Here is a 13,891-nt window from a genome sequence, read left to right as displayed (position 1 = left end):
GGAAGCGGCCAAAAGCGTGGCGGACGCGCTGATTCCAAGTCCCACCGACAAGCAGAAGTGGTGGCAGCAGATCACCGAATACAGCCTGATCGTGATTTTCGCGGTCATGTTTATCGTGATGTCGCTGACCGTCGATCACTTCTTCTCGATCGAGAACATGCTGGGCCTCGCACTGTCGGTCTCGCAGATCGGCATGGTGGCCTGCACGATGATGTTCTGTCTCGCCTCGCGCGACTTCGACCTGTCGGTTGGCTCGACGGTGGCGTTCGCGGGCGTGCTGTGCGCGATGGTGCTCAACGCGACCAATAACACGTTTATTGCCATCGTTGCGGCGGTGGCGGCGGGCGCGGCGATTGGCTTCGTGAACGGCGCGGTGATTGCGTATCTGCGCATCAATGCGCTGATTACCACGCTCGCCACGATGGAAATCGTGCGCGGTCTGGGCTTCATCGTCTCGCATGGTCAGGCCGTGGGCGTGTCGTCGGATACGTTCATCGCCATGGGCACGGTCGCGTTCTTCGGCGTGCAACTGCCGATCTGGGTGACGCTGTTCTGCTTTATCGCGTTTGGCGTGATGCTCAATCAGACGGTGTACGGGCGCAATACGCTGGCCATCGGCGGCAATCCGGAAGCGTCGCGTCTGGCCGGTATCAAGGTCGAGCGCACGCGCGTGTGGATCTTCCTGATTCAAGGCGCGGTGACGGCGCTGGCGGGCGTGATTCTGGCCGCGCGTATCACCTCGGGCCAGCCGAACGCGGCCGAAGGCTTCGAGCTGAACGTGATTTCGGCGTGCGTGCTGGGCGGCGTGTCGCTGCTGGGCGGGCGCGCGACGATCTCGGGCGTGGTGATCGGTGTGCTGATCATGGGCACGGTCGAGAACGTGATGAACCTGCTCAATATCGACGCGTTCTATCAGTACCTCGTGCGCGGCGCGATTCTGCTTGCGGCGGTGCTGCTCGACCAGTTGAAGAATCGCGGCGCGCGCGATTAATACCGCGTTTGAATCGACAAGGAATCCCGATATGACGTCTGCGGCCAACGCCAGCGCACATCACGCGCACGAAAACTACGCGCGCTATCCGAGCCTCACGGATCGCGTCGTCCTCATCACGGGCGGCGCGACCGGCATCGGCGCGTCGTTTGTCGAGCACTTCGCCGCGCAGGGCGCGCGCGTGGCGTTCTTCGATATCGACGCGACGGCGGGAGAAGCGCTGGCAGACGAGCTTGGCGATTCGCGCCACAAGCCGCTGTTCGCCAGCGTCGATCTCACCGATATCGCCGCGTTGCGCGCCGCCATCGCCGATGTGAAGGCGGAGCTCGGCCCCATCGAAGTGCTGGTCAACAACGCCGCGAACGACAAGCGTCACACGCTCGCGGACGTCACGCCCGAATCGTTCGACGCGGGCATCGCCGTGAACGTGCGCCATCAGCTGTTCGCGGCGCAGGCGGTGGCGCAGGACATGAAGGCCGCCAGATGCGGCTCGATCATCAACCTCGGATCGATTAGCTGGAAGCTCAAGAACAGCGATTATCCGATCTATGTCATGAGCAAGTCGGCGGTGCAGGGGCTCACGAGCGGACTCGCGAAGGATCTGGGCCAGTACGGCATACGCGTGAATTCGCTGCTGCCAGGCTGGGTGATGACCGACAAGCAGCGGCGTTTGTGGCTCACCGACGAAGGCCGCGAGAACATCAAGCGGGGCCAGTGCATCGACGCGGAACTGCTGCCCGAAGATCTCGCGCGCATGGCGCTTTTTCTGGCCGCCGACGACAGCCGCATGATCACCGCGCAGGAGATCGTCGTGGACGGAGGCTGGGCATGAGCGCGCAGCCTGATGTCGTGGCCGGGTTGCTGATCGACGCGAAGAACACCCTCGGCGAAGGCGCGACGTGGTGCTTGCGCAGCGCGCGGCTCTACTGGACCGATATCGAAGGCGCGAGCCTGTCGCGCTACGACAGCGCGGACGGCTCGCGCCGCACCTGGCCGATGCCCGAGCGGCTGGCGTGCTTTGCGCTCTGCGAAGACCCGAACCGGCTGCTGATCGGCCTGGCTTCGCGGCTTGCGTTCTTCGACCTGGAGACGGGCGAGATCACCCCGATCATCGACGTCGAGCCCGATCTGCCCACGCGCCTGAACGACGGGCGCTGCGACCGTCAGGGCCGCTTCGTGTTCGGCACGAAATACGAGCGCAAGCCGTTCGAAAAGATCGGCGGTTTTTATCGGCTCAATCACGATCTGACGCTGGAGAAGCTGCCGCTGCCCGTGGCCGCGATCTCGAACAGCATCGCTTTCAGCCCGGACGGCGCGACCCTGTATTACGCCGATTCGTTCACCCGCGAGATTCGCGCCTGCGATTACGGCGCTGACGGAACGATTGCAAACGACAGGCTGTTCGTGCGCGTGCCGGACCACGAAGGCGAGCCGGATGGCTCGACAGTCGATAGCGAAGGCGGCCTTTGGAACGCGCAATGGGCGGGCGCATGCGTCGTGCGTTACGGCGCGGATGGTTTGGAAACCGGGCGTGTAAAGATTCCCACCTCGCAGCCAAGCTGCGTTACGCTCGGCGGAGCAGATCTGACAGCGCTTTATGTGACCAGCGCACGAGATGGTCTGGATGACGAAGCACTCGCGCGCGAACCCCATGCAGGCGGGGTGTTCGTGGCTCAGACGGGACGAACAGGGCTGGCGGAGCCGCTCTTCCTGGGCAGGGCGCCTGGGCGTTGAGCGGGGCGTGCAAGACGCCTCGGCCGTGCGAATGCGCGCATCAGCGTTGTTGGCAGGCAACAGTCGATCAGTAGTGCGTTCGATAATGCGTTCAGTTTTGCCAGGTCGAATCAAGGAAGGGCGAACACAAGAAGCGGCTGCAATACCACGCGGGCGACGGATGGACCATAATCCTGCCCCCGCGTGGACGACAAGCCGCCCGTGCGCCGCCTGCCAGGGCGGCAATCATTTATGCCTCTCGAGGAGCCGCTCATGAGCGTCGCGAATTCCGCTGTGCGTCAAACTGCCCGTTCCCGTAGTACCTCCACCGCGGCGACGGCTGCCGCAGCTGCCACGCCCGCTACCACTATGCCCGCTGCGGGCACGCCAGCCGCCGCGCGGCGCGCGCGGCTCGAAGCCGCCACGCATCCCGTGATGCCAGGGCCGAGCACGTCGGCGGTTGCGATCGGCGCGGCTGGGACGAGCGACGTCGCTTGTGTGACGCTCGCCAACGCTTATCTGAGACTCGACGTTGCACCGCAACTGGGCGGCGGCATCACGCGCTTCGACTGGCGCAGCGAAGGCGTGCTCGAACCCGTATTCCGCCGCTGCGAACGCGTAAGCGCACGCATGGACCCGAACGAACTCGCCTGCTACCCGCTGCTGCCGTATTCGAACCGCATCGGTGAAGGGCGCTTTCACTTTGCCGGACGCGATGTCGAAGTGCCGCGCAACCGTGCGGGCGAGCCGCTGCCAATCCACGGCGATGGCTGGCTCGCGCCGTGGACTATCGACCGTGCCGATCGCGAAAACGTGCGCCTCGTGCTCGACCGCAGCGACGGTGAACCCTATTCGTATCGCGCGGCGCTCACCTACGCGCTCGACGGCACGACGCTCAACGTTGGGCTTGAAGTGGAAAACACCGGCCGCGACGCGTTGCCGTTCGGCCTGGGCGTTCATCCTTTCCTCGCGCGCGATGCGAGCACCGAGCTTTCCGCGCCCGCTAGCGGCCTATGGCTTTCGGGCGCCGATTGGCTGCCGGTGCGCCACGTACCCGCGCCGCCTGCGTGGCAGTTCGGCATTGCGTATCCGCTGCCCGATCAGCTCGTGAATCACGCGTTCAGCGGCTGGAGCGGGCGCGCAGCCGTGGTGTGGGAGCGCCGCCGCCTGTCACTGTCGATCTGCGCGAACACCGACTATTACGTGCTCTACACGCCGCCGGGCAAGGACTTTTTCTGCTTCGAACCCGTCGATCATCCGATCAATGCGGTGAATCTCACTGGCGGCGGCGATGCCAACGGCATGACCGTGCTCGCGCACGGCGAACGGCTCGTGCGCCGCTTTGCCTTTACCGTCGAGCGCATGGACATGCGCGCGGCGGCCAGCCCGCATCGCGCCGGGGCGCGCGGCCGGGCGGGGGCACGCGGCGGCAAGCCGGCCCGTGCGCGCAGCGAGGCGCGCTGAACCTGGGCGCGGGCGCGGGGCCGGGCGTCGGCGTATGCGGCCCGCGCCGCCGCCGCGCCGGGGGCGCGCGCCTCAAGCCGGGTAAAATACGCGCCGTTTTCCCCTCTACGGCTCGCCGCGAGTCTCCCAACATGACTTCCTTCTCCCAGACCCTTCAGGCCGCCTGGCAGCGCACTGGTTCGCTGCTGTGCGTCGGCCTCGATCCCGAGCCGACTAAATTCCCTGCCGCGCTGGCTGGCCGCAGCGACGCGATCTTCGAATTCTGCCGCGATATCGTCGACGCCACCGCGCCTTATGCGTGCTCGTTCAAGCCGCAGATCGCCTATTTCGCCGCACATCGCGCCGAAGACCAGCTCGAAGCGCTGATCGCCCATATCCACGAGACGCATCCTGGCCTGCCCGTGATCCTCGACGCCAAGCGCGGCGACATCGGCAGCACGGCGGAGCAATACGCGCGCGAAGCCTTCGAGCGCTTCCAGGCGGACGCGGTCACGGTCAATCCCTATATGGGGTTCGATTCGATCGAGCCGTGGCTCGCGCATGAGGGTAAGGGCGTGATCGTGCTGTGCCGCACCTCGAACCCCGGTGGCTCCGATCTGCAATTCCTCACGACCGACGGCAAGCCGCTGTATCAGGTCGTGGCCGGTCTCGCCGCGCAGAAGTGGAACGCCAGCGGCGAACTCGGTCTGGTGGTGGGCGCGACGTTCCCGAAGGAAATCGAAACGGTGCGTGCGATCGTCGGCGATATGCCGCTGCTGATTCCTGGTATCGGCGCGCAAGGCGGCGATGTGGAAGCGACCGTGAAGGCGGGCCGCACTGCCAACGGCACGGGCATGCTGATCAACTCGTCGCGCGCGATCATCTACGCGAGCAAGGGCGAGGATTATGCGCAAGCGGCTGCAACGGCTGCTCAAAAGACGCGCGACACGATCAACGCATTCCGCTGAAGGGGGAATCCCTGGCCGACACGCATCCTGGCGATGCGTCGGCCGAATCTCAAAAGCTGCCACTGCGCTTCGTTCCGAACGCGGTGGCACGTCTGGGTCGCCACTTAAGGCGTCATGGCTGCGTGACCCACGATTGCACGACACGCCACTTGCCGCCTTCCTCCACGAACTGGTCTGTAAACGCCAGCCGCAAGATCTTGCCGTCCGCGCGGACGACGACGTTCTCGCCGGAAACGGTTGCCGCATTCTTTTGCACATGGACCTTCATGTTTTGTAACGTCTGAGTTATGCCAGACGCCGTAGGGCGGAGCATGTCCGCCTTGGTTTGTTCCCCAGTCGGCGTAATGGCCCGATAACGATCATCGATGATGTCCTTCAGGGTATTGACGTCATTCGATTTTGATGCGTCGATCCACGTTTGTTCGAGGGAAAGCAGCGTCGCTTCGACCGACTGATCGGCGTAGGCGGTGCCAGCAAAATTGGCGAACAGAAACACAAATGTTATGAAAAGTGAGCGCAATCTATTTCTCCTTGATAACGAGATCGATACGAAAGTAAGACTTGTCCTAAATATGGGCTGATCCGAAGCTCGCGAACCGTGGCTTGCCAGCCTGTTGACACAGTACGCGGCCCGTGCGGCGCGGCCTATAGAACGAATTTGATTAACCGATCGACTGATCTTTGCGCGGCATCGCCGTATTGCAGAGGCCGTTACCTACGGCGGCGAAAGCGCCCTGGCACTCGGTGCGAACTGGTACGTGTCGGATCGTGTGCTGCTGAACGCACACGTTTCGAAGTCGACCGGCGGTGGTAGCACCGGTGCTTCGGTTGGCGCGACGATCGGCTTCTGATCGAACGTGACCCCAGCCCGCCACGGGAAACCGTGGCGGGCACGGAGAAACTCATGAAAAAAACCTTGATATGCGGCGCGCTGCTTGCCTCGCTGATGAGCGCCCAGGCGTTCGCCAGCGTCGCCAGCGATGCCGAGGCGACGATGCCCGCCGCCCAGAAGATCGCTGATCCGTATCAGCGCGGTCTGGCGGAAGGCTGGCTTGAAATCGCCGAACGCCAGGACAGCCATGTGCTCGTCTCCAGCGTCTACAACGACGCGGCGGCAAAGGCGCTGAACAACGGCCGTCATTTCATCAACAACAGCGTGCCGTTTCAGCCGATCTACGGCCAGAAGAACTGGCCGCCGGTCGAGACTCGCGAGAAGTGGGTGAAGGCGCTGCAGGAAATCGAGCGCACCAACCAGCGCGCTTCGCAGTCGCCGTGCCGCGGCGAGGATGCCGGACGGTTGTCCGCGCTCACCGACGAGGCATGGAAGGAGCAGGACGAAACGCACGGTACGCACTGGGTGCACGGCTGGGAAGCCATCGAGCGCGCGCAGAAGCTTGCGCAGAAGGTGAATGCCGATCTCGACAAGTGCGTGCCGCCGGTGGTGGTTGCACCGGTCGCTCCGGTTGCTCCGGTCGTTGCAGCGCCGGTGCTGGCTAAGCCGGTGACCTTGTCCGCCGATGCGCTGTTCGATTTCGACAGCGCCGTGCTCAAGCCCGAAGGTCAACGCGAAGTCGCGCTGCTCGCGCAGCAGGTTCGCGATTCGGGCACGAAACTGCACGTTCTGAAGATCGACGGCTATACCGACCGGTTTGGCTCGGCGGCCCACAACAAGACCTTGTCGCTGCAACGCGCCCGGTCGGTCAGGGACGCGCTCGAAGCGCAAGGCGTGAGCGCCGATCGCTTCGAGATCAACGGACTTGGCGCTGCTGCGCCCGTGAAGATGTGTGCGGGCAAGAAGGCGACGGCGTCGGTGGTTGCGTGCCTCGCGCCGAACCGCCGTGTAGAGATTTCCGCGAAATAAGCGGAAAGGGCAGCACCGCACGAGGAGTGCGGTCCTGCAGGCGGTCCTCGAGGGCTGTCACAAGTGGTAGGGCTTTGACGGCGTGCCGATCTGACGATCGGCACGCCGTTTTTTTATCGGCAAGTTTTGAGATGTGCGGCGCCGCTCATGTTGTTACTGTGTTTTCTTCACCGCAGCGGGCCTGGCGAAGAGTTCGAGTATCGGCCGATGCAGTGGGAACTGGGCGGCGAGCTTGTCCGTATCGGCGATTTCGAACTCGCTGAATTCGAAGCCCGGCGCGACCGTGCAGCCCACCAGCGCGTAGGTGGACGGATCGCAGCAGCGTGCCGCGAACCAGTGGCCCGCGGGCACCACGGCCTGGAACACCGTGCCCGGATGTTCGAGCGCGTGGCCGAGCTTGCGGGTGGAGAGCACGCCGCGCTCGTCGATCGAATGGATTTCGATGGGCGAGCCCGCGTAGAAGTGCCAGAGTTCGTCCGAGCGGATGCGGTGCCATGCGGAATAGGCGCCTTCCGCGAGCAGAAAGTAGATGGCGGTGGAGGCCGCCCGGGTGCCGTCGCTGTCGGGCGCGCCGTCGCGGCGCACGAATTTGTCGGCGCGATAGGTTTCGCTGTAATAGCCGCCTTCCGGATGCGGTTCCAGCCCGAAGCGGCGGATCAGTTCTTCGACAGCGGCGTTGGCGTTGACCATGGCATCAGCTTCCCGTGTAGCGGTTGGGCCAGCGCCTGACTCTGGCGTAGCGTCCGACCTTAGCGTTCCTGTTCGTCGATGAGTGCAAGCAGCCCGCGCAGCGCGTGCGCGGCCGCCTGCACGCGGATCTGTTCGCGGTCGCCCTTGAAGACCAGCGTTTCCACGCTCGTGTGCAGCCGGTTGCTCCAGCCGAACGACACCATGCCCACCGGCTTGTCCGGCGAGCCGCCGCCCGGACCCGCGATGCCCGTGATGGCGAGCGAAACTTGTGCCCGGCTGTTGCGCAGCGCGCCTTCGGCCATCGCGCGCGCGACCGGTTCGCTCACCGCGCCGTGTTTTTCGATCAGTTCGGCGGGCACGCCGATCATCTCGGTCTTGGCCTGGTTCGAATAGGTGACGAAGCCGCGCTCGAACCAGCCGCTGCTGCCGGAAATATCGGTGATGGCCGTGGCGACCATGCCGCCGGTGCAGGACTCGGCGGTGGCGAGCATGATGCGCGCGTCGCGCAGCTTGTTGCCGGCGCGGATGGCGAGTTGATGGACGACGGAATCGGTAGACATGGCGGTAGGCAGTGGTGGGTGGCGGCTCAGACGGACATGCGCCAGAGCGCGATCACGAGCAGCGTGAAAAACGCGGCGATCAGATCGTCGATCATGATGCCGAAGCCGCCTTTGAAACGCCGCTCGATATAGCGGATGGGCGGCGGCTTGACCATGTCGAAGAAACGGAAGATCGCGAAAGCCCAGAGTTTGCCGACGAATTCGATGGGCGTAATCATCAGCAGCACGAGCCAGAACGCGACGATCTCGTCCCAGACGATGGACGACGGATCCTCGACGCGCAGTTTCTTTGCGGTGAAGCTGGTAATGCCGACGCCGGCGAGAAAACCGCCCATGATCAGGATGCCCCAGTCGAGCACATTGATATAGCGGTTGAGCACCTCGAACGACGCCCACGCGAACAGCGTGCCGGCCGTGCCGGGCGCAAGCCGCGACAGCCCGGAGCCAAAGCCCAGCGAAATGATGTGCAGCGGATGCGAGAGCATGAACGCCGCATCGGCGCGGCGCGGGCCTTTCGGTACGGCCGATGGGCCGGGCGCACTGGTTGTGGCAGGCTGGCTGGCCGTCCCGAGTTCGTCGGCGGGGGAGGGCGTTGGGTCAGTCGGCATGGAAGTGATCGAAGCCTTGCAACGTCAGGTTGAGCGGCGCGCCAGTGCCGTCGCGCCACGCGATCGTTGGCTGCGAGGGGCGCTGTGATGACGGCTGTGGCTGGGCGTCGGAAGCGCTGCATATTGTACCGATGCGGGTGACGCGCACACCGGCCTGTTGCGCCGCCGCCGCGACCGCGTCGCGCTGGTCCGGCGCGGCCGTGAAGCAGAGTTCGTAATCGTCGCCGCCCGCAAGCGCGCATTGCAGTTGCAAGTCGCGCGGCAGGCGTGCGAGCGCCGGCGAGACCGGCAGCGCATCCACGTCGATGGTGGCGTTCACGCGCGAACGTTCGAGGATATGGCGCAGATCGCCCGCGAGCCCGTCCGAGATGTCGAGTGCCGCGCGCGCCACACCGCGCAGCGCGAGGCCGAGCGCCACGCGTGGCTGCGGATACTCGAGCGCGGCGCGAAAGTACGCAGCGTCCGTTGCGTCGATGGGCGCGTGCGGCCATTCATGGCGCAGGAAGGCGAGTCCGGCGCGCGCGTCGCCGGGCGTGCCGGACACCCAGATGTCATCGCCGGGCTGCGCCGCATCGCGCCGCAGTGCGACATCCTGCGGCACCGTGCCGAACACCGTGATGCACAGGTTCAACGGACCGGCCGTGGTGTCGCCGCCCATCAACTCGCAGTCGTGCTGGTCGGCCAGTTCGAACATGCCGGCGCTGAAGGCTTCGAGCCAGGCTTCCTCGGGCTTGGGCAGCGCAAACGCAAGCGTGAAACCCAGCGGCTGCGCGCCCATCGCGGCGAGATCGGACAGGTTGACGGCGAGCGCCTTGTGGCCGAGCGCGTGAGGATCGACATCGGCGAAAAAGTGGCGGCCCTCGACCAGCATGTCGGTGGAGACGGCCAGCATCTCGCCGGCGAAGGGCGCGACGAGCGCGCAGTCGTCGCCGATGCCCAGCGCGGCGCGACGCGTGTTCTTACGGGCGCGTTGCGCGAAGTATCGGTCGATCAGGGAGAACTCGGAAAGCATGACGAAAGGTGACGATGACGGTGAATTCGGTGGCGGCGTTGGCCGCAATCCGGTCGCGGCAGTTGCACCCGAACTGAAAGGAATGCCAGTGAGGAATGGCGCTACAATCGGTCGGGTCCGCGTTCGAACTGTCATTCTAATCCGCACCCAACGCCCTGCCTCCCATGTCGAATTCGAATCCCGCCATCAACAAGCTGCGCGAAGCCGCCCTCGATTATCACGAGTTCCCGACGCCCGGGAAGATCGCCATCGCGCCGACCAAGCAGATGATCAACCAGCGCGATCTGTCGCTGGCGTACTCGCCAGGCGTTGCGTTCGCGTGCGAGGCGATCGTCGAAAATCCGCTCAATGCCGCGCGCTTCACGGCGCGCAGCAACCTCGTCGGTGTCGTGTCGAACGGCACGGCGGTGCTGGGTCTGGGCAATATCGGGCCGCTCGCCTCCAAGCCGGTGATGGAAGGCAAGGCGGTGCTGTTCAAGAAGTTTGCCGGTATCGACGTGTTCGATATCGAGTTGAACGAGACCGACCCGCACAAGCTGGTGGACGTGATCGCCGCGCTCGAACCGACCTTCGGCGGCATCAACCTTGAAGACATCAAGGCGCCCGAGTGCTTTATCGTCGAGCGTGAAGCGCGCAAGCGCATGAAGATTCCGGTCTTCCACGACGACCAGCACGGTACGGCCATCGTGGTGGCGGCGGCGTTCACCAACGGCCTGAAGGTCGTCGGCAAGGACATCAAGGAAGTGAAGCTGGTCGCCTCCGGCGCGGGTGCGGCGGCGCTGGCCTGCCTGGATCTGCTGGTGGATCTGGGGCTGCCGCTCGAAAACATCTACGTGACCGACCTCGCGGGCGTGGTCTACAAGGGCCGCACCGAGCTGATGGACCCGGACAAGGAGCGTTTCGCGCGCGAAACCGACGCGCGCACGCTCGCCGAAGTGATCGCCGACGCCGATATTTTCCTCGGCTTGTCCGCGGGCGGCGTGCTCAAGCAGGATATGGTCAAGCAGATGGCGGAGCGGCCGCTGATTCTCGCGCTCGCCAATCCGACGCCGGAAATCCTGCCGGAACTCGCGCTGGAAGTGCGTCCGGACGCGGTGCTCGCCACCGGCCGCACGGACTACCCGAACCAGGTGAACAACGTTCTGTGCTTCCCGTTCATCTTCCGCGGCGCGCTCGACGTGGGCGCGACCACCATCACGCGCGAGATGGAAATCGCCGCCGTGAACGCAATCGCGGAACTGGCGCGCCAGGAGCAGAGCGACGTCGTCGCCACGGCTTACGGCATCCAGGATCTGCAGTTCGGCCCTGAATACCTGATTCCGAAGCCGTTCGATCCGCGTCTGATCGTGAAGATCGCGCCGGCCGTCGCCCGCGCGGCGATGGATGCGGGCGTCGCCACGCGTCCGATCGAGGACATGGACGCCTACGAGCAGCATCTCCAGCAGTTCGTCTATCACAGCGGCACCACCATGAAGCCGATCTTCCAGATCGCGCGCGCCGTGGAGCCGGAGAAGAAGCGCATCGTTTTCGCCGAGGGCGAGGAAGAGCGCATCCTGCGCGCGGTGCAGATCGTGGTCGACGAAAAGCTCGCCAAGCCGATCCTGATCGGCCGTCCGGCGGTGATCGAACAGCGCATTGCGCGCTGCGGCCTGCGTCTGGTCGCGGGCCAGGACTACACGGTCGTCAATACGGATCACGACGAGCGCTACCGCGACTTCTGGCAGAGCTACGCCAAGCTGATGGCGCGCAAGGGCATCACGCCGCAGATGGCAAAACTCGAAATGCGCCGCCGCACCACGCTGATCGGCGCGATGCTGGTCGAGCGCGGCGAGGCCGACGGCATGATCTGCGGCACGGTGAGTACGACCCACCGCCATCTGCATTTCATCGACCAGATCATCGGCAAGAAGGAAGGCTGCAAGGTCTATGGCGCGATGAACGCGCTGGTGCTGCCGAACCGCCAGATTTTCGTGGTCGATACGCACGTCAACGTCGATCCGACGCCCGAGCAGCTTGCCGAAATCACCATCATGGCGGCGGAAGAAGTGCGCCGCTTCGGCATCGAACCGAAGATCGCCCTGTGCTCGCATTCGAACTTCGGTTCGAGCAACGCGCCTTCGGCGCAGAAGATGCGCGATCTGCTGGTCATCCTCCAGGAACGTGCGCCGGATCTGCAGGTCGATGGCGAAATGCATGGCGACGTCGCGCTCGATCCGAACCTGCGCCGCGAAATCCTGCCGGAATCGACGCTCGAAGGTGAAGCGAACCTGCTGGTGATGCCGAATATCGACGCCGCCAACATCTCGTACAACCTGCTGAAGACGGCGGCGGGCAACAATATCGCCATCGGCCCGATCCTGCTGGGCGCGGCCAAGCCGGTGCACGTGCTGACGGCGTCGGCGACGGTGCGCCGCATCGTCAACATGACGGCGCTGCTGGTTGCGGATGTGAACGCGACGCGTTAAGGCATTCAGGACGTTTTGCAGCCCGAGGCGGTGCAACGCCGCCCGGGCGGTTTGATCGGGACTTTTTTGTCGCCCAAACCCTGCCGATTGCCGGTTATTCAGGTTGTCGGCGGGCGTCTCCACGATGCGCCGCGCGGCGCATTTTCGATTGTAAAAACTACCCGATTGCCGATTGCGCGCCGTCAAGCTCTGTGCGTGGCTGCCCAGCCATGATTGCTTCCGGATGCCATTAGCGATACCCTTACACCTTTCGTGCGACACGCACGCTCGTGTCCGGGCAGTCCCAACGTGAGGGACATCGACTAGCAGTGTCAGGAGGCGTCAACATGAGTCTGACCGGCTGCGACAAGCATACCGCGGGGCATCACAAAGGGGCGCGAGTCTCGGGATGCAACTGCCCCAACAACGCTGTGCTTGGTATTTGAGCTGTTGATGCGTCCCTACAAGGACGCACCATTTTTTAGTGAAATGGAAACCGGGCAACCGGAATCCAAATGCATTGACCTGATTACCGTCAGGTCCCGCCCAGTCAGCGGCTTCATCTCCGCCGACAGGGTGGGATGTCGTTTGTATTCTCCTCTGTTCTCGAACAGGGGTTCTCACTAACAGACACGTGCGAAAGCTCGGTGTGTCATTGTTTGTCCTCGTCAGTGTCATCGATGAGGGTAGTGAACCTGCTGTACGACCAGCAGTAGCCTAGGAGAACATGCGCCACTGGTAACGGTGGGGTCTGAAGCTTCTCCGACAATGCGTCCCCCGGAAGTTCGGGCGGTAGATCGTTGTGAAACGATCAACTGGAGACTCCTAGCAGCAAGGGGGTTGAGGGGCTAGGCTGATTGATAAGGTTAACTTTAGTGAACCACTGATAAACCTCGTGATAAGGATCGTGCCTAAGCTGCTAACGGGCACAAGCCAAAACGGTACGCGGTCGGATAACTCGCTGAAAGCACGGGTTACGTCGTCAAGAGACCGCCGGGGAATAGGTGGAACCTAAGTCAATCGTGTGACACGCCGGGAACGTGGTAAGCCCGTATGGTTGCCTGCGGAACATGGCAGGCAGGCGAACCGCAAGGAACGCTGTTGACCGTGCGGGTATGGGAGGACGGAAAAAGCGAAGGGTGTCCTGTAACGGGACACATAGGGGTTGGAACATTACCCCACGCGAAAGCGGGCAGACTTCCGTCTGGTCTACCGTCGCAAGACGGCTGACTACCCTCTAGCGGAAATTGTGATTGCTGGCGGCTTCTAAGTCGTCAGTGTTGTTCTTACCCCGTTGCGGGAGCAAAACGCTCCCGCAAGGGACGTGTTGCTCTTCGCGTGGGATTCACTTCTTCGAGCGGGAGAGCAGCATGAAAGTATCTGTCCGAAAGGATGGGTCTGCGCTTTCACACGCGCCGGACAACTGGTACGCCGTAGATTGGCGGAGGGTTGAGCGGAACGTGAGAGGGATGCAGATTCGAATTGCGAAGGCGACGCGGGAAGGTGACTGGCGCAGGGTGAAAGCCCTGCAACGGATGCTGACCCGCACGTTGTCCGCAAAGCTGTACGCGGTACGACGTGTTACGCAGAACCAGGGTGCG

Annotated in this window: 14 protein-coding genes; 9 read left to right on the top strand and 5 right to left on the bottom strand. The window is 63.8% G+C overall.

Annotated elements, in window-relative coordinates; all coding sequences use genetic code 11:
- The 5 genes from araH to pyrF all read left to right on the top strand — a co-directional run.
- The coding region (gene araH / locus VG320_RS16540) for an L-arabinose ABC transporter permease AraH (RefSeq protein WP_414696059.1) at window positions 1-991 on the top strand (991 nt) is incomplete at its 5' end.
- A gap of 31 nt (window positions 992-1,022) precedes the next feature.
- A complete protein-coding gene (locus VG320_RS16535) occupies window positions 1,023-1,823 on the top strand; it encodes an SDR family NAD(P)-dependent oxidoreductase (RefSeq protein WP_327201163.1) in 801 nt (266 codons plus the stop codon).
- Window positions 1,820-2,725 carry an SMP-30/gluconolactonase/LRE family protein gene (locus VG320_RS16530; RefSeq protein WP_327201162.1) on the top strand — a complete coding sequence of 302 codons (906 nt, stop codon included), beginning with the start codon at window positions 1,820-1,822 and terminating at the stop codon, window positions 2,723-2,725. Before VG320_RS16535 ends, VG320_RS16530 begins: the two co-directional genes overlap by 4 nt.
- Window positions 2,726-3,073: 348 nt before the next feature.
- The gene (locus VG320_RS16525; RefSeq protein ID WP_414696060.1) at window positions 3,074-4,168 is read left to right on the top strand and encodes an aldose 1-epimerase; all 1,095 of its coding nucleotides are present in this window, start codon (window positions 3,074-3,076) and stop codon (window positions 4,166-4,168) included.
- A 131-nt stretch (window positions 4,169-4,299) separates the two neighbouring features.
- Window positions 4,300-5,115: an orotidine-5'-phosphate decarboxylase gene (gene pyrF, locus VG320_RS16520; RefSeq protein WP_327201160.1), complete on the top strand. Its 816-nt coding sequence runs from the start codon at window positions 4,300-4,302 to the stop codon at window positions 5,113-5,115.
- A 112-nt stretch (window positions 5,116-5,227) separates the two neighbouring features.
- On the opposite strand, the gene VG320_RS16515 is transcribed toward pyrF, so the two are convergent.
- On the bottom strand, window positions 5,228-5,635 hold the full coding sequence (locus tag VG320_RS16515) for a nuclear transport factor 2 family protein (RefSeq protein ID WP_327201159.1): 408 nt from the start codon (window positions 5,633-5,635) through the stop codon (window positions 5,228-5,230).
- Window positions 5,636-5,789: 154 nt separating this feature from the next.
- Between VG320_RS16515 and VG320_RS16510 the strand changes: the two genes are divergently transcribed.
- Both VG320_RS16510 and VG320_RS16505 read left to right on the top strand, forming a co-directional pair.
- Window positions 5,790-5,966, top strand: coding sequence for a YadA-like family protein (locus VG320_RS16510; protein WP_327201164.1), 177 nt, complete (start codon window positions 5,790-5,792; stop codon window positions 5,964-5,966).
- 53 nt (window positions 5,967-6,019) lie between these two features.
- Complete coding sequence (locus VG320_RS16505) at window positions 6,020-6,976, top strand: OmpA family protein (protein ID WP_327201158.1); 957 nt, start codon at window positions 6,020-6,022, stop codon at window positions 6,974-6,976.
- A 153-nt stretch (window positions 6,977-7,129) separates the two neighbouring features.
- On the opposite strand, the gene VG320_RS16500 is transcribed toward VG320_RS16505, so the two are convergent.
- Genes VG320_RS16500 through thiL form a run of 4 tightly spaced genes read right to left on the bottom strand, consistent with a single transcriptional unit; the run spans window position 7,130 to window position 9,846 of the window.
- A complete protein-coding gene (locus VG320_RS16500) occupies window positions 7,130-7,666 on the bottom strand; it encodes a cupin domain-containing protein (protein WP_327201157.1) in 537 nt (178 codons plus the stop codon).
- Between the two features lie 59 nt (window positions 7,667-7,725).
- Window positions 7,726-8,226 (bottom strand): CinA family protein, encoded by a 501-nt coding sequence (locus VG320_RS16495; RefSeq protein ID WP_327201156.1) that lies wholly within the window; start codon window positions 8,224-8,226, stop codon window positions 7,726-7,728.
- A 26-nt stretch (window positions 8,227-8,252) separates the two neighbouring features.
- Window positions 8,253-8,834, bottom strand: coding sequence for a phosphatidylglycerophosphatase A (locus VG320_RS16490; protein WP_327201155.1), 582 nt, complete (start codon window positions 8,832-8,834; stop codon window positions 8,253-8,255).
- Window positions 8,824-9,846 (bottom strand): thiamine-phosphate kinase, encoded by a 1,023-nt coding sequence (gene thiL / locus VG320_RS16485; protein ID WP_327201154.1) that lies wholly within the window; start codon window positions 9,844-9,846, stop codon window positions 8,824-8,826. The genes VG320_RS16490 and thiL overlap by 11 nt, the downstream gene beginning before the upstream one ends.
- 164 nt (window positions 9,847-10,010) lie before the next feature.
- On the opposite strand from thiL, the gene VG320_RS16480 reads away from it, so the two are divergent.
- Together VG320_RS16480 and VG320_RS16475 are read left to right on the top strand one after the other, a co-directional pair.
- Entirely contained in the window at window positions 10,011-12,311 is a 2,301-nt protein-coding gene (locus VG320_RS16480) for an NADP-dependent malic enzyme (RefSeq protein ID WP_327201153.1), read from the top strand.
- Between the two features lie 1,349 nt (window positions 12,312-13,660).
- The coding region (locus tag VG320_RS16475) for a reverse transcriptase N-terminal domain-containing protein (protein WP_327201152.1) at window positions 13,661-13,891 on the top strand (231 nt) is incomplete at its 3' end.

The organism is Paraburkholderia sp. (assembly GCF_035948235.1).
GTDB lineage: Bacteria > Pseudomonadota > Gammaproteobacteria > Burkholderiales > Burkholderiaceae > Paraburkholderia.
Note: the sequence above shows the minus strand (reverse complement) of the source record. Positions and strands in the feature narration are given on the sequence as shown.

What these genes read in the sequence shown, in the direction of transcription:
- VG320_RS16535 (WP_327201163.1), top strand. Translation starts at nt 1,023, where the DNA reads ATGACGTCTGCGGCCAACGCCAGCGCACATCACGCGCACGAAAACTAC.
- VG320_RS16530 (WP_327201162.1), top strand. Translation starts at nt 1,820, where the DNA reads ATGAGCGCGCAGCCTGATGTCGTGGCCGGGTTGCTGATCGACGCGAAG.
- VG320_RS16525 (WP_414696060.1), top strand. Translation starts at nt 3,074, where the DNA reads ATGCCCGCTGCGGGCACGCCAGCCGCCGCGCGGCGCGCGCGGCTCGAA.
- pyrF (WP_327201160.1), top strand. Translation starts at nt 4,300, where the DNA reads ATGACTTCCTTCTCCCAGACCCTTCAGGCCGCCTGGCAGCGCACTGGT.
- VG320_RS16505 (WP_327201158.1), top strand. Translation starts at nt 6,020, where the DNA reads ATGAAAAAAACCTTGATATGCGGCGCGCTGCTTGCCTCGCTGATGAGC.
- VG320_RS16500 (WP_327201157.1), bottom strand. Translation starts at nt 7,666, where the DNA reads ATGGTCAACGCCAACGCCGCTGTCGAAGAACTGATCCGCCGCTTCGGG.
- VG320_RS16495 (WP_327201156.1), bottom strand. Translation starts at nt 8,226, where the DNA reads ATGTCTACCGATTCCGTCGTCCATCAACTCGCCATCCGCGCCGGCAAC.
- VG320_RS16490 (WP_327201155.1), bottom strand. Translation starts at nt 8,834, where the DNA reads ATGCCGACTGACCCAACGCCCTCCCCCGCCGACGAACTCGGGACGGCC.
- thiL (WP_327201154.1), bottom strand. Translation starts at nt 9,846, where the DNA reads ATGCTTTCCGAGTTCTCCCTGATCGACCGATACTTCGCGCAACGCGCC.
- VG320_RS16480 (WP_327201153.1), top strand. Translation starts at nt 10,011, where the DNA reads ATGTCGAATTCGAATCCCGCCATCAACAAGCTGCGCGAAGCCGCCCTC.